The 16,343-nt window shown below is 38.6% G+C and carries 16 protein-coding genes; 4 read left to right on the plus strand and 12 right to left on the minus strand.

Going from position 1 to position 16,343, the window contains the following annotated elements:
• The first annotated feature begins 52 nt into the window (after window positions 1-52).
• The 3 genes from rluF (at window position 53) to HNW13_RS10990 (ending at window position 3,865) form a co-directional block, all read left to right on the plus strand.
• Window positions 53-934, plus strand: coding sequence for a 23S rRNA pseudouridine(2604) synthase RluF (gene rluF, locus HNW13_RS10980; RefSeq protein WP_182743574.1), 882 nt, complete (start codon window positions 53-55; stop codon window positions 932-934).
• Between the two features lie 329 nt (window positions 935-1,263).
• On the plus strand, window positions 1,264-1,896 hold the full coding sequence (locus tag HNW13_RS10985) for a response regulator transcription factor (protein ID WP_192115456.1): 633 nt from the start codon (window positions 1,264-1,266) through the stop codon (window positions 1,894-1,896).
• A 148-nt stretch (window positions 1,897-2,044) separates the two neighbouring features.
• Window positions 2,045-3,865, plus strand: coding sequence for a hypothetical protein (locus HNW13_RS10990; RefSeq protein ID WP_192115455.1), 1,821 nt, complete (start codon window positions 2,045-2,047; stop codon window positions 3,863-3,865).
• Between the two features lie 136 nt (window positions 3,866-4,001).
• Here HNW13_RS10990 and HNW13_RS10995 read toward each other — a convergent pair whose 3' ends face one another.
• The 5 genes from HNW13_RS10995 to HNW13_RS11015 form a co-directional block, all read right to left on the minus strand.
• On the minus strand, window positions 4,002-4,601 hold the full coding sequence (locus tag HNW13_RS10995) for a hypothetical protein (RefSeq protein ID WP_192115454.1): 600 nt from the start codon (window positions 4,599-4,601) through the stop codon (window positions 4,002-4,004).
• 54 nt (window positions 4,602-4,655) lie between these two features.
• Entirely contained in the window at window positions 4,656-5,687 is a 1,032-nt protein-coding gene (locus HNW13_RS11000; RefSeq protein ID WP_192115453.1) for a hypothetical protein, read from the minus strand.
• Window positions 5,688-5,834: 147 nt separating this feature from the next.
• Complete coding sequence (locus HNW13_RS11005) at window positions 5,835-6,311, minus strand: hypothetical protein (protein ID WP_192115452.1); 477 nt, start codon at window positions 6,309-6,311, stop codon at window positions 5,835-5,837.
• A gap of 1 nt (window position 6,312) precedes the next feature.
• On the minus strand, window positions 6,313-7,071 hold the full coding sequence (locus tag HNW13_RS11010) for a hypothetical protein (RefSeq protein WP_192115451.1): 759 nt from the start codon (window positions 7,069-7,071) through the stop codon (window positions 6,313-6,315).
• A gap of 315 nt (window positions 7,072-7,386) precedes the next feature.
• Window positions 7,387-8,364: a transposase gene (locus HNW13_RS11015; protein ID WP_192115450.1), complete on the minus strand. Its 978-nt coding sequence runs from the start codon at window positions 8,362-8,364 to the stop codon at window positions 7,387-7,389.
• Between the two features lie 139 nt (window positions 8,365-8,503).
• Between HNW13_RS11015 and HNW13_RS11020 the strand changes: the two genes are divergently transcribed.
• Entirely contained in the window at window positions 8,504-10,000 is a 1,497-nt protein-coding gene (locus HNW13_RS11020) for a hypothetical protein (RefSeq protein ID WP_192115449.1), read from the plus strand.
• 324 nt (window positions 10,001-10,324) lie between these two features.
• On the opposite strand, the gene HNW13_RS11025 is transcribed toward HNW13_RS11020, so the two are convergent.
• From HNW13_RS11025 to HNW13_RS11055, 7 genes are all read right to left on the minus strand, one after another.
• On the minus strand, window positions 10,325-10,933 hold the full coding sequence (locus tag HNW13_RS11025; protein WP_192115448.1) for a hypothetical protein: 609 nt from the start codon (window positions 10,931-10,933) through the stop codon (window positions 10,325-10,327).
• Window positions 10,934-10,987: 54 nt separating this feature from the next.
• Window positions 10,988-12,019, minus strand: a complete 1,032-nt coding sequence (locus HNW13_RS11030) for a hypothetical protein (protein ID WP_182743570.1) — start codon at window positions 12,017-12,019, stop codon at window positions 10,988-10,990.
• A gap of 49 nt (window positions 12,020-12,068) precedes the next feature.
• Window positions 12,069-12,416 carry a hypothetical protein gene (locus tag HNW13_RS11035; RefSeq protein ID WP_182743569.1) on the minus strand — a complete coding sequence of 116 codons (348 nt, stop codon included), beginning with the start codon at window positions 12,414-12,416 and terminating at the stop codon, window positions 12,069-12,071.
• Between the two features lie 27 nt (window positions 12,417-12,443).
• A complete protein-coding gene (locus HNW13_RS11040) occupies window positions 12,444-12,950 on the minus strand; it encodes a hypothetical protein (RefSeq protein WP_182743568.1) in 507 nt (168 codons plus the stop codon).
• 44 nt (window positions 12,951-12,994) lie between these two features.
• Window positions 12,995-14,308 carry a hypothetical protein gene (locus HNW13_RS11045; protein WP_192115447.1) on the minus strand — a complete coding sequence of 438 codons (1,314 nt, stop codon included), beginning with the start codon at window positions 14,306-14,308 and terminating at the stop codon, window positions 12,995-12,997.
• A gap of 72 nt (window positions 14,309-14,380) precedes the next feature.
• A complete protein-coding gene (locus tag HNW13_RS11050; RefSeq protein ID WP_192115446.1) occupies window positions 14,381-15,619 on the minus strand; it encodes a hypothetical protein in 1,239 nt (412 codons plus the stop codon).
• Window positions 15,620-15,776: 157 nt separating this feature from the next.
• Window positions 15,777-16,280, minus strand: a complete 504-nt coding sequence (locus tag HNW13_RS11055; RefSeq protein WP_101086143.1) for a hypothetical protein — start codon at window positions 16,278-16,280, stop codon at window positions 15,777-15,779.
• Between the last annotated feature and the right edge of the window lie 63 nt (window positions 16,281-16,343).

Consider the following 16,343-nt stretch of genomic DNA (forward strand, 5'->3'; position numbering starts at 1 on the left):
GCGCCGATCCAGCCTGCCTTTGCAGTGCGTTTATGTTGATAAAGGAACCACCATGAGTGAATCTGCAACCCGTCTAAATAAGTACATTAGTGAGAGTGGTATTTGCTCACGCCGTGAAGCAGACCGCTACATTGAGCAAGGTAATGTTTTTATCAACGGTAAACGCGCCAAAATTGGTGACAGCGTCGAATTTGGCGATAAAGTCAAAGTGAATGGTCACGATATCGCCCCTCGAGACGAAGCCGATCTTGTTTTCATCGCCCTTAATAAACCAGTAGGTATTGTGAGTACCACCGAAAATACCGAACGCGATAATATTGTCGATTTTGTAAACCACAGCGAACGCGTATTTCCGATTGGTCGTTTAGACAAAGATTCACAAGGGTTAATATTTCTCACCAGCAATGGTGACTTAGTCAATAAAATTCTCCGCGCAGGCAACAATCACGACAAAGAATATGTGGTCACGGTTAATAAGCCGATCACCGAAGCATTTTTACAAGGTATGCGAGCAGGCGTGCCGATGTTAGGTGTCATCACTAAAAAATGTAAAGTTGAACAAGTTTCAACGTTCGTATTTAAAATAGTTCTAGTTCAAGGGCTTAATCGTCAAATTCGTCGAATGTGCGAACATTTCAACTTTGAAGTGACCAAGCTAGAACGTCAGTCAATTATGAATGTGTCGCTTAAAGGGCTGCCTGTAGGAGAATGGCGCGATTTGGATGAGCAAGAACTCAGCACGCTAATGAAGTTAATTGAACATTCATCTTCAGAAGTCAAAAACGCGCCCAAAAAAGCCAAGAAAAAGCCGACTCAAAGTTTACGAGATAAAATTGAAGGTCCAGAGCACTTTATGCAAGGTCGAGGCGCGAAACCTAAAAAGCCGGTGGCGAATAAAGGTAAACCAAGTCATTCAAGAAAACCTAAACGTTGATCCAAAAAAACAGCATAAGTGATACACCGCTTAGGATAAGCTTACGGGTTAAAAATAATCATTTTACCGTATGCAATAGTCTTTTTATGTTGTAGGATACTGCTCTGAGCATTATTTAAACAATCAATATTGCTCAAATGTAAATAAAACATCGGTTTACAGTAAACATTGTATAATCACTCATGCTAATAGATTACACAAAATGCATTTTTTATTGATTTGATACATGCTAGTGTTGCTGCAAGTTTTCAATAAATAGCACAAACAAACATCGAAAAAGTATAAAACAACAGCAAACGGACGCTGGGTTTTTAAACAAGGAATGTGACATGTTCAGCAATAACCTTATAATCGTAGATTTCCCTGTCCATCTTCATGGACAATTTCAAAATCTCGCTAGTTTGATTGAATTTAACTTAATTCCAACCAATGCGAACTGCGCGTTATCAGAATTGTCTGCTGCATCAAATGCCGAAAATGGCAGCGCCATTATGGTTCATTATCTTGATAATCCATTACAAGAAATTGGTTACTTATCTGCTGAATTATTTAAAAGCGACTTGCACATTGCATTTTGTTCTGCTTTGAATGTAGAACTAGAAGTTATCCTTATTTCATCTGGATTTCATGGCGCCATTAGTGTCTCTGACTCTATAGCTCATCAAATACAAAGCATTAAACAAGTACAAGATGGCGACATTAGCTTTAACCCTAAAGCCGTTTCTAAATACATCCTCCAAAGAAAGCGTATTCCATCATCAGGTAATCGCGCCAAAATACTTGCCGTCACCACAAAAAAAGAACAACAAGTCTTATCACTTATACTGCATGGATTAACCAACGAAGAAATGGCCAAAGAGCTCAACATCTCTGTTAATACCGTCAAAATGCACGTACAGAATATTTATAAAAAAACCAAGATTAAAAACCGTGGCCAATTATTTGCTTTCGCTGCCGGTTAATCCTCTATCAAATACTCCAGTTAGCACTTAAAAAGTGAGCCTAACAATGTATCCAGTAAACGATACATTATTAGGCTCGCTTAATATTTCACACTCGATATTTTCATTGTTTTAAAAACACTTCACCCCATAATGTAAGGACACATTAATGCACCATAAAAGCATATTAGCCATATTAATCTCTGGCACACTCTTAGTCGGTTGCGGTTCATCTGACGACGACTCTAATACCGAAATCACGCAACCAGATTCAGGTACACCTCCCCCGATTACTACGCCGCCAGTAGCATCAGAATACACTCACCAGGTAAACGGCCTTGCGGTCTACCAAGGGGCATTATCTGGCGCAACCGTGTGTGCTGATTTAAATAAAAACTTAGTTTGTGATAGCGATGAACCTTTTACTATTACAGATGTTGACGGTAACTATCAAATAGACTGGAAGAGCGAAGTTGAAACTCCAGACTATTACTTAGTGGCTAACTGGCAAGCAGCAACAGCAACACAAGCAATCCAGGCCCGCTCTTTAGCACTTAAGGTTAAAAACCCGACTAACCGAGCAGCACCAAAAGCTATCGTTAATGATGCAGGACAAGGGACATTAATCGCAAGCCCACAATACAATGGCGCGATTAACAACCTGACTCATATTAAACAGTCTCGCATTATAGAAATGATGAATCAAAACCTGTCTGACAGTGACATTAGTCAACTATCAACCGAGTTAGACACGCTATTAGCTATTTTGTATCAATTAGATGCAAATACCCTGTACTCAGTTTCTGCTGAAATGTCAGCCACCGCGAGTTTTACCCGCATAGAATATGTCATTGCCTATTTACAACAAGTCATCGCGACTCAAATTCCAAACATAATCGCAGCAGAAAAAATACTTGCTGCGACTTATGCAGAGCTTTGGCAAATATTAAGTGATAGCGGCCTTTCTATCGAAGAGTTCTTCTCAGATGACGCCTTTACCTTAGCCATTAATATACTCTTTAGCGACTCAGCCATCGCATTAGGATTTACAGAATTACCTATCGATTCTCGTATTTTGTCACAAAATGATTGGGATGTTGTGCTAGGTAATATCATTAATGAAAGCGGTTTTGCTAACACCTTATCACTTACTTTATCTTCTGATCTAAGTGGGTTTTCTATGCAAAATGCCGACAACACAAAAGTGTTGGTCTGGGTCTCCGCTCTAACCGGCCAAGGCCTAGCATTTGAAGCACCATTAGATGAAGACGATGACGAGCTTACAGAATGTTGGCACACAACAGACAAGCGCTGGTATACAGAAGACAATGGCCCAGTGACTGAACCTAGTATTACAGGAAATACCTACAATACGGTTTATACAGGCACGAATGTTCCTATTACTATCGATATCAATAAGATCACTAACGCCAACACCAGCGACTTTTGGCAATCAGTGTTAAATACATCTCCAGAAATGTTAAAATTAGACGCATTAACCTGGCCAGATACGCTGTATAGTTTAACGGTCACTCAAGCCGATGATGTGATGTGCCGTGTAGTTCAAGATTATGAAACATATGCGCTATCAAGCTTTGTCACTGAAGAAACACTTTCTACAACAATGGTAGCCGAAGTCTTATTTGATTTTTATTTCCCGCTCGACATCATTATCGATGAAGAAAACCAAACCATTGCCTTGCTTGATAGCGATGGCAATATTGAACAACGTTATCAAATGACTAAAAGCAATAGTCCAAGTGATCAGTTATTAATTAAAGTGGCTGAAATCGTCGAAGGCACCGCACAGGAATATGTGTATCCAGACTACTTCTTATTTGATGAGCAGCGGTTGATCAGAGTTGAACTCAATGAAAAAATGCAAACGTCTGCTTCTAACAATGTGTCAGTCACCTTTGATAACAACACAGGGTTTACTCAAACGTTATACCAACACTTATATGATCAGGTTAATCCACTGGTATTTTAACTCTAGTCACATAGCAAGTTGTGTTGCCTAATTTAAGGCGTTTTCACTGATAACAATAAACCCCATAAGCAAAAGCGAATGGGGTTTATTTTTGATGCTGCATTAGGGCGTTAATAAATGATCACTCATATAGACTTTACTGCTCTTCTTCCGCTTGCATACGCTCAACATCTTGCTTGGTGTATCCCATCGCTTCGGTGACATAGCACATCTTCACCAGTTGGAACATTTGCACCAAACTACCCACCTGCCCGGCATGCATTTGCAAATTTAATACTGCCATCGTAGCAGCCATTTCATCACCCGGCGCGACCGTGTTAGTTAACTCAGATAAAGATTGATTCTTAGTTGCGACCTCATTAATAAGCTGATTATATTCAGTGACATTTTCAGGTGTATAACAGGTAGAGGTTTCAGGTAATTGCGCTAAAAACTGCTCATACTCTTTGACAAACAGCTTAGCTTGCACCAACGTCTGCTCGCCTAGAGCTTGTAACTCTGTAACCTTACCGCTTTGAAATACTGCAGCAGCATTACCCGACGCCACGAGCTGATTAAACTCACCCATCAACGCTAATTGTTTTTCTGATATCACTTTTGCATCTTGGGCAATCGGTTTAGTTTTAGCCTCAAATGCATCAATAGCACCCTGATTACTCGCCAATGCTGCAAAGCTCACTGTCGTAATGGCGGTAGTCATGGCCACCAGCAAGCTGGCTTTTTTCATCATATTCATCGATAACATCCTGTTAGTTGAGTTTTAAATAAGTGCTTATAATAAATCCAGCGTTTAGCGTTTCAGATATGGCATTAACCAACTGTGAATCGCATAGCTGTGCTCTGTTGGTAATCTAAAAGCTAACCATTCGGCACCTAATCGAGTCACTAAATACGTATTTCGGGTAATGTTTACTACACCAATGATATCTGAACGTTTATAGGTTTTTTCGTTAAACACACCATGTTTAACAATCAAAGTATCATTATAAATTCTGAGTTTTGTCCCCGCTGCGCGGTAAAAAAATACCCAAGAAAAAAAGCCAATCAGTAACGCTGATAAAGCATATTGAACTGGCAAGGATACATAAGGCGTAAAAACGGATTCAGAAAAGAATAATATAAATATCGAAATAAAAAATGATATGCCTATGGTACTCATCGCAAACAACCAAAATATTAATGATGTAAAAGGCATGCCGCCGATAGTTAGTTGCTGAAAGCCTGATTCATGTACTAAATCACCTGTTGGAAGTGCAGTCGGCTTATGGTCTTTTAATAACCCTTTGGTACTAAATTTGTGCCTTTTATGTTGAACAACTAATGCCAAATCGGTATCAAAGTGTTTTTCAAAAAACATCACAATATTGATCATGGTAGAAACGTTTCTGATAGTAATATGCCATTCAGGGAAGCTATAAAACTTAAGCGCATAATGATGCCTAACTATTTCTTGACGATCAAAAAAAGCGTTAAATTCACCGGTAATGAAACCAGACATTTCTAGTAAAGATAAACCGCTATTCGTGACTATTTCTTTATTGCTGGTAATACCAAACCAGGACTTGGTTTTCACCACCTCTTTACGTGTCGCATCAATCGTTAATCGGTTACGCTTAAACATAGGAAAGAATAAACAACTGCCGACGAGGGCTATAATGAGTGGCATGAATATCTCACCGGTATCTTGGTAGCCAAACCAACCTAAATATATAACCCCTGCGCCAAGTGACGCAAACACTATTCCAAAAATGAAATCGATGATGCCACCAGTATCTTGCAGCACAATATGCTCATCCGTCTGCTTAATAATTTTATAACTCATTAAATCCCTTTAATATTTTTTAGGCATTAAAAAAACAAAGTGACGTAGTTTAATTGATACGACTAGCCTAGGTCACTATGTCCATTATGTGCTTTACTCGCTTAACAACAAAATGAGTCGGTTAGCGGTTTGAGCTCACATGTCTTGTTAATCTAACTGATTTATAAACGGTATGTTGCAGAAATCTGCTATTTGCTTGCTTAGAGATTGCATTCGATATAATCCCCCATACTCAAACCTTAACGGTTCAGTTTGGGTGTGCATCACGATTAATAACTCGTAAGCACGACCGCCATTACTACTTGCCCTGCGGCGTAATTGCAGCGCTGCAATATTCCTGATGGGAATAACCTGCTGAGTTAATAAATAGAGAGAGCTGATTTTGGTGGTGATTTGCTGGCTTTGAAGATCAAATGTGACTTGTCGCTTTGCAAATGTGAAATGCCACCAGAGTAGCGCAAGAGTTGAATACATGAACACCTCATCATATGTGTGTTGCGCAATATCCACCATGACAATTAAAAGCATACAAGCAAACACACAGCTAAAAAACACTCGGGTGATAATGTGTAAACGAGTCTTGGCCATAACGGCCTTTGTTGGCGATAGTGGTTTGAAAAACATGCTATAAGCCTCCGATGTATTTCATGGAAAAGCAAAATAACAATATAAAAGGTAATGGGTATAACAGCCTTAATCCAATACGAACTTGCCAAAGTGGTTGGATAAACATTGACGGTGAATCAATGGAATTTGTCTGCTTAGCATTAGCTTTATGCAAAGAGTTAGAGTTAGAGGTAGGCATATCCATGGTATAAATGCCTTGAGAGCCCGATTCAGCCAATGATGCGGCTGGCACATGAGTATCTAAAGTATGGATGTTAGGAAAGTCAGTAACTTGCTCTTTTGCTGTAATATTAAAATTTTGTGAAATAAATAACACAAGCTCAGATGTTTCTTCAAGAGTACCAATCATATAGCTGGTACCGTTTAATCTCATGCAGTATTGGCTTCTGTCATTAACATTATGCAGCAAGATTAATTCAGTTGACTGCAGTGACTCACCGTTATTTTCTTTAAAGTAATAACCTAACAATTGTAATTGCACAAAACGTTGGTTAGTTGTACGGTCAAACACGAGGTAATGTTGGCACAAACCTAATAATATTAGCGTCGATAATAATAATGCCACCACAGCTTGATAAAAAAGTTGCTGGTTTCCATCAAGTGTTAAAGTCATTAGCACTGATACACACAGAGGTATTAACCCAAGAAAACAAAACGCCTTACAAAAATAATGCCTTTTAGTGGCAATGCGTAATTGCTCTGGCAGCCCTACTGGATTGATAAATTTATACTGTTTAGATAATTGCGAATACTGCATTTGTTATCCTTAACAACGATACGAAATGCCAACAATGCAAATGCCAACAATGCCACCCATTTTTATAATGAAATAACTTACTGCCAACAATGCTGCCAACAATGCCACCCATTTTTATAATGAAATAACTTACTGCCTTTTCACTTGAATTACGATAGCCTTTTATGACTATACAAAAACAAAAATACATCCTTTTAAACAGTAAATAAGTTTTTAAACTTGATAATCAGCTTATAGGCCAAAATGAAGGCAACACTAGCTGATTGATACCAACCAAAGTGTCAAAATACATTATAGTTTTCTCGATATTAAGCCTTAAGCACACAGCCAGCGCTGGCAATTTGAAGCGCCTTGTCGTCGCTTTCGGTCTAAATGTTCACAATAGTCAGTTAATGCAGGTAAAGCCCCTACTGCGCCTTTGAATAACGCGCCAAACTCGGTAGTAATTTTTAGCCAGTTCTCGGCAGGGATGTTGAGTCTATTAAGAATATCTTGGCTGCTTGAACTAATGGCACCGCGCTTATCTTGTCGAATAATCCTACCAGTATCTTCAACCAGTACGATGTAGTCTTTTACACTGAACATTAACCCATTAGGTATGTTTAAGCGCTCATTACCCACAAAAGGCAATAATTCTGTTGGTTGCTCACCTTTTATCGCTGAATTTATTCGACGCTGAATACTGGTATAGTCTGAGCTTTCGGGTGTGGTGGCCATTTGGGCGCGAATAGGATTTAAATCAACATAAGCCATACAAGCTAATACTGCGGCTTCATCTAATAGTGCTTGAGATTTAAAGCGTCCTTCCCAGAACCTGCCTGTGCACTTATCTTCTTTGTTGGCCATTCGGGCTATCGGCTCACTGAGTGAGCGCATAAACCAGCTAATATCGATTAAGCGTTGTCGATATTGGGTGATACTGTCATTTACCGTCATTAATTCAAATTCATTCAGGTCTTCACCTTTGACTAACTTATGTGTCAGTAAGGTACCTTTAAAGCCTTTGTGCCACTGAATCAGTACGTCTTTATCTGACCAGTTTTTTGCTTTATCTGCGTCCACTTTAATCACTACATGCAAGTGATTGCTCATGACAACATACGCACAAATATCAATGGCGAAAATTGTCGCTAATTCAATAATACGGGCATCAACCCATTCTCGTCGATGCTCAAAGTTTTCACCTGTTGAGCTATCAAAACCGCACAAAAAAGCCTTACGTACCACGCGTGAACAACAGTGATAGTAAGGTGTATCTTCTAAGCTAACGATAGTTTGTCTTGGTCTGGCCATCTTCAAATACCATTTAGGAAGGGTAAATAAAGCGTAGTTGAGTGTTTAATATTTAGCCAACAGTTTTGGGTGGCCATGTTATTTTAGTAACTATCAAATAGACTGGAAGAGCGAAGTTGAAACCCCAGACTATTACTTAGTGGCTAACTGGCAAGCAGCAACAGCAACAGCAACACAAGCAATCCAGGCCCGCTCTTTAGCACTTAAGGTTAAAAACCCGACTAACCGAGCAGCACCAAAAGCTATCGTTAATGATGCAGGACAAGGGACATTAATCGCAAGCCCACAATACAATGGCGCGATTAACAACCTGACCCATATTAAACTCTCTCGGGTGATTGAGATGAAGAGTCAAAGTCTGTCTAACAGTGATATTAGTCAATTATCGGCTGAATTAGACACTCTATTGGCTATTTTGTATCAATTAGATGCAGACACCTTGTATTCTATTTCAGCGGAAACATCAGCCTCAGCTAACTTTATGCGCATAGACTATGCCATTGCTTATTTACAGCAAGTCATCGCGACTCAAATTCCAAACTTAATCGCAGCAGAAAAAATTCTTGCTGCGACTTATGCAGAGCTTTGGCAAATATTAAGTGATAGCGGCCTTTCTATCGAAGAGTTCTTCTCAGACGACATATTTACTTTAGCCGCAAATATACTCTTTAGTGATTCAGCTATCGCATTAGGATTTACAGAATTACCTATTGATTCACGTATTTTGTCACAAAATGATTGGGATGTTGTGCTAGGTAATATCATTAATGATAAAGGTTTCACTAATACCTTATCGCTAGCGTTGCTGTCACAGTTCAGCACATTCTCACTAGACAATGATGAGACAGGAAAGACAGTTATAGGATCAGCCTCTATTGACGGAATTGGGTATGTTACCGAATTCCCTAAAGATATAGATGAGCAAGAAATAGAAATTGAATGCTGGAACACAACCCATAACGGTTGGTATACCATTGCACCATTGCCGACGCCTGAACCGTTTATAGATGGTAATAGTTACAAAACAGTGTATGAATCAACAGATGTTAATGTCACTATTAATGTAGAAAAAATACTCACACCAAGTGATAGCTGGAGCTCAATACTTAACATTATTCCTGATAGTCTTAAATTCAACACGCTAAATTGGCCACAAACATTATATTCTATAAACGTATCTCAAGAAGCTGATGTCATGTGTCGTGAAGTCAATAATTATGAAATCTACGACCTTCCTGATTACGAGACGGCTGATATGATCACCGTTGATGATATCGCTAGAGCACAATTTGATAGTTTATATCCAGAGTTTATCATCGTCGATGAGCAACAAAGTAAGATCACTCTGCTTGATATTAACCTGCAACCAGAAACGACATTTACAGTAGAACGCAGCATTAGCCCAAGTAATCAGCCATTAATTATTACAACTGAGGACGCTATAAATGACAAAGTTGCTGAGCACATTCTTCCGACATATTATTTAGTTGCAGATCAACAGTTAATTGAAGTCAATTTAAATAAAGCTTTCGACACGAAAGACGCAAACAATCAACTAATGATGACTTATGACAATTCAGAACGCTTTACCCAAATATTATACAATCATTTATTGTCACTAAAAACAACACCATAAGAGGCTTATTGCTTACTCGCAATGTAAAAAACCATTAGCAAAAGCTAATGGTTTTTTATCATCAAGCCACAAATATTAGCCTGCTTTAATCATATCGTTTTCTTTATCAATAAAACGACCAACAATTGCTAAGACCAAATCAAACACACCATAGACAAAGGACCGTTCTGCTGCCATAAAAATGATGAATCCCTAATGCACTAGATATGCTAGATAGAATAACTGCTATAGCATACACCCCATCCAACTCAATAACCTGTTACTTATTAACAATCAACAAAGTAAACACTGCCAATATGTAAAGTGACATATTAGATACTAGCATTACAGCTCATCACCATCTTCTTCCGCTTCCATACGCTCAACATCTTGCTTGGTGTAACCCATGGCTTCGGTTATATAACACATCTTCACCAGCTGAAACATTTGCACAAAAGAGCTAACCCGTCCTGCATGCATTTGTACATTTAATAATGCCATGGTGGCACCTGCATCATCGCCGGGTGATACTGTAGCGCTCAATTCAGATAACGACTGGTTATTAGCAGAGACCTCATCAATGAGATTGTTATATTCTGTGACGTTTTCAGGCAAATAGCAGGTAGATGTTTCAGGTAATTGCGCTAAAAACTGCTCATACTCTTTGACAAACAACCTAGCTTGCACCAACGTCTGCTCACCGAGTGCTTGTAATTCTTGCACCTTGCCACTTTGGAATACAGCCGACGCATTGCCAGAATCCATAAGCTGATTAAACTCTTGCATCAAGACTAGCTGCTTATCGGATAGCACTTTTGCATCTTGCGCTATGGGTTTGGTTTTAGCTTCAAATGCATCAATAGCAGCTTGGTTACTCGCCAATGCAGCAAAACTCATTGTGGTAATGGCAGTAGTAATGGCCACCAGTAAGCTGGCTTTTTTCATCATGTTCATCGATAACATCCTGTTAGTAGAGATTTAAATAAGTGATTTGAGCCAATATCCTATTCAGCGTTTAAGGTATGGCATTAACCAGCTGTGAATGGCATAGCTGTGCTCAGTTGGTAATCTAAAAGCTAACCATTCGGCACCTAATCGAGTCACTAAATACGTATTTCGGGTAATGTTTACTACGCCAATGATATCTGAACGTTTATAGGTCTTTTCGTTAAACACACCATGTTTAACAATCAAAGTATCATTATAAATTCTGAGTTTTGTCCCCGCTGCGCGGTAAAAAAATACCCAAGAAAAAAAGCCAATCAGTAACGCTGATAAAGCATATTGAACTGGCAAGGATACATAAGGCGTAAAAACGGATTCAGAAAAGAATAATATAAATATCGAAATAAAAAATGATATGCCTATGGTACTCATCGCAAACAGCCAAAATCTTAATGATGTAAAAGGCATGCCGCCGATAGTTAGTTGCTGAAAGCCTGATTCACGTACTAAATCACCTGTTGGAAGTGCAGTCGGCTTATGGTCTTTTAATAACCCTTTGGTACTAAATTTATGCCTTTTATGCTGAACAACTAATGCCAAATCGGTATCAAAGTGTTTTTCAAAAAACATCACAATATTGATCATGGTTGATACATTTCTGATAGTGATATGCCATTCAGGGAAGCTATAAAACTTAAGCGCATAATGATGCCTAACTATTTCTTGACGATCAAAAAAAGCGTTAAATTCACCGGTAATGAAACCAGACATTTCGAGTAATGAAAGATTGTTATTAGTCACAATTTCTTTCTCTTTGGTGATACCGAACCAGGACTTTGTTTTCACCACCTCTTTACGGGTCGCATCAATCGTTAATCGGTTACGCTTAAATATAGGGAAGAATAAACAACTACCGACAAGGGCTATAATGAGTGGCATGAATATCTCGCCCGTATCTTGGTAGCCGAACCAACCTAAATAAATAACACCTGCACCCATTGCCGCCATACCAATACCAAAAACAAAGTCGATAATGCCACCAGTATCTTGCAGCACAATGCAATCATCTGTCTGCTTACAAATTTTATAACTCATAAATCCCTTTAATATGCTTTAGGCATTAAAAAAACAAAACCCTATTGATTTAACAACAGGGCTTTTTGACATAGTTAAGGCTTTTTAACAAAATAGCATCTGGAGATGCCTGTAACACAAACATCAATAGCAAAGGTACGCCCACAAAGCTGGTTAACAACAATAGCCAAGTTAGCATTGAAAAAGGTGAAATGAAGATTCTTGAGGCAAATGTAACTTTATGACGTTCATCTAATTTCATTTCGAGTGTCGTATTACTTTTAAAAATACTAAAACTCTGTTTAATCCACGGCATTAATAAGGGCTCTACTTTACAACAATCATTAACATCAGAAACTAATACGTCACTGAACATTGTTAAAATAAAACCAACAGTCAACTGACTGCTGGTTTTCATCTACAAGTGGTAATTTATAAAGCAATACTAAAAGGGTAAATCATCATAAAAATACCATTGGCCATCATCTTCAAATAGTATGCATCTTGTGCCACCTGTACGACTTTGCCCATTTGGCTTTATAAAATTATAACTGTAGTTAATTGTTATAACACGTGTGGTATTGGGGTAATTTCCTTTTAAGTTTGCACTCGGCTCCATAAAGCCTGACGATTCTGGATCAAACATCATAAAATCTATTAGCTCTCCTCCACCGGAAGCTCTTTTATAACCGCCTAAACTAAGCTCAATCAACTTCCGAGCTCTTTTTCCATCCTGCCATTGTTGCATCATAGGGTGATACCCTTTGATAATTTCATCTATTTTTTCATCACGAATATCCCGCATTACTTGATCACAACGCGGCTTTAACTCACTGACCTCTTTAGGTAAACTGGCCTCGCTGGCTGATACGGAAAATACCAGCATTGAGCTACATGCAATAGTTGAAAATTGATAACAGCGACTTTTTACCCATTTAATGAACATCATCATTTATCCCTAATTGATTTAATAGTTACACTTTTCACCAGTCTGAATTATTTAATTAAAACGGTATCCAGTTTCCAGCTGTTATTTTCGTAAACCCACTCCAGTTGTTGAGCACTGTCAGCGTCTTTTAACATTAAACGTTTTCCGTTAACTTCAACTTTCCCTTTAAATTCATCTAATAGCATATTGTAAGCGGCTACATCTTTGTCGCTACTTTTTGACGGTGAATAACGTATTGCTTTACTGTACTTTTTTATCGCTGCTGAAAGTATTTTTTGCTTTGAGTCATCACGATTCAAAATATCTGTCATCACACCGGCTCTAAACTGAGCTGAAAACATGGCTAATTGCTCAGGCGTGCCAGACTCAATGGTGTGCAACAATCTAAACCAATTTGCCATCAACCTAGCGGAATCGTCAGGCTTAGGGTTGTTAATATCGCCTTTTGATATCACTACGTTGTTTACCTGCTCAGGTAACGATAATGCTTGGCTTAATGACTCATTAATCATGCTGACAAGTTTTTTTATATCCGCATCGGTGGTCGACAAAAACGGGGCGATTAACGACTGCACTTCCCCTGTAAATATCGTTTTATCCTTGAACCCTTTGGTGAGATTTGTCAGTTGATCGAAAAACGTTGGGTTAGTCAGTGAAATTTTATCTGTCATTGCCTCATAGTCAGCAAAAGCGTCCTGCTGGCGGGTTTTCGCCCCTAAAATATTTTTAAAACTTTTTTGCGGTGCCAATATTGCCAGCCATTGTTTAATCACATCGCGGGTATGAGGTGGCTTTTCATTAATAGCACCAATATTGGGTGGAGTGATATATCCTGCCTCAATAGCAGCATTAACAATCGCCTTTGACCTTTCACCAAAAACAGCTCTAACATCGGCATAGCGAAGATAATCAAGATAGTCAGCCTGCTGCACAACCAAAGCGTTCAACTCTTTATCCATCCCTTGCTGTTGGATCTCTTTCGCGACATAGGTGTATTGTTGCAAGTCGCAACCAGCACAACTTCTAAACGCTAATGTATTGCTGTGACTAAAATAAATACTGGATTGATTAGGAAACAAATGACTTTCAAACACAATATAACTGGTGCCCTCTTTGGTATAAGTCAAAGTCATATCGGCTTTATGCTTTTGAGGACAGCCAGGCAATTCAATATTGTTTTTTGTAAACGCGGTAAGGTTGTTTAAATCCATCGTCTTACGTGAATGCAGAGTATTATAGTAAGTCAATTGGTACTGCAATGAAGGGTCGAGCTCACCTTGTACTTCAACATCAATATTACAACTTGCATATACATTGGCTGTGCTTAAGCCGCACAATGCCAGTAATCCTATCGTTTTCATTTTTAGCTCATCCTTAAGTCATGTATTTAACACTAACTCTGTCGTGTTATGACAACGTTAATGCTTTTACTTTTAAACCAAATAACGAATATATAGCGAGTACAAGCCAAAGCCTGTCATACCTAGTAGCGCTATAGCCATCGGTATGAGTATGTAAAAACGCCATACCGCTGCTATTTTTGGGATTTGCGTCAACGTTGCACTGTAGCCGAGTTGAGACAGTGCAATAACAAATTTATTACTATCAAATGTTTGCCCGGCTAACGTAATGCTTTCACCGTTACTCACATCAATGTTTACTCTAAATACAAAAGGTCGCCTGTATTGCCTCCGGGTACTGTCACCATCGCCAGCTTTATACCAATTCCACTCAATATTAATTGATTTAATCGCAGACTTTTCTATCTGTCTAACTTGCTTGTCCTCAAAATACACTCTTGAAATAACAAGTGAATTTTCACTGATAACAATCTCATTAGGAGTCGATATACCCTGTGTATAATGCTTATCGCAAATGAGCTTTCGCCTTACAGCAGACACAGCTACCCCAAATAAGGCAACCACTATGGCCGCTACGATATTATGGCTGGAATAAAGGATAAACAGGGCAGCCATAAAACTAATATAACTTGAAGCCCAGACTTGATGAAAGTATTGCCGAGGTAAAGGCAGCATAAACAGTGTGACGGGGTATTGTAGTTTTATCGGGTCGTTAAATAACTTAATCCCGATAAAGGCTTTTACGGTATCTAGGTCGAGCGGAACTGAACTAAAGGTTGGCCAATCTTTACGACTAACGCTATCAAATTGACCGACAACATTAATCCCCTGCGACATTAACTCTTTTCGACATTGTTGCACTAATGCGGGCAACTTATGTTGCTTCACTTTTAACGATATCGATATCGGTTCAGGAAATTGAGCTTGTTGACTCTCTTTAACATGCAAAATCACTTTATAAGTATTATGCACTTCTTTTAACTCAATATTTTTTATTATCGAGTAATCAACATCTTGTTGTTGAAGGGAATAAATGGATCCCCCCCCTAACTTGAAACCATGGAACTGTATTAACACATTGCGTGAGGCATCAAAACACCATCGACATTGATAACTAAACGCTACCAAGATCAACAATATACTGAGCATTAAACGCCCGACAGTTTCAGCCGAAAAAGAAAAGACACTTACCGCCAACACAACATAAATCAGATTAAAACATATAAAAATCCACTTTATTTTTTCAACGGCTGACACGATTGAAAATGATGACGCGGTAATCAATAACGTCCCTGTTAACTTGTTAAACATCCTGTTCCTTAATCGAATTTACATTTTTAAGATTGTTGTCAGTGTCTACCAGCTATATAAAGAGCCTCGTTATCGACTATTTTTAGCCATATAATTCTATTACGTCATTAACATGCCGGTAATGAACAAAAAGGATAAGCAGGTACCATATAATGGCCTACAATAACGAAATAATTTTCCACTGGTTTTGTAGATAGGCTAGTTTACAGTATCCACTCGCTTGACGAGGTTTGTTGGTTTTCGGTGAAACAGTATCAAAACGATATCCCACCCATACCTCAAGATCATGTCCACGCATCTGCGCAGATTGACGAACTAAATTATTGTTAGCGTTTTTAGCATCTTCAAACGCAAACTCGCGTCCTTCATCAATTCGGTAATTATCGATACCCAAATATGACTTGTTATAATATTTATCATGTAAGTCGGCTAAATGCATTTTTACTTGTTCATCTGTTGCTGGTATCTCAGCAAATATTGTTCTGAATAACTTTACATCTTGATTGATTACGACATTAACTGATTTTTTACACAAGGAATGCGGTTCAGATAAGTTAATTTTCTTTGCGGCTTCCATCCACTGAGCTTGCTCATCTTCAGTCGCTCCCATTGACGCTGTCGAGATAAATAGTAATAAAATAATAGCGATTAATTTGTACATGAAAACATCCTTTTAATGTTACGTTATTGCTTTACTAACGCTTAAAAACTCACAATCAATCAT

Source organism: Shewanella sp. BF02_Schw (assembly GCF_014596695.2).
Taxonomy (GTDB): domain Bacteria; phylum Pseudomonadota; class Gammaproteobacteria; order Enterobacterales; family Shewanellaceae; genus Shewanella.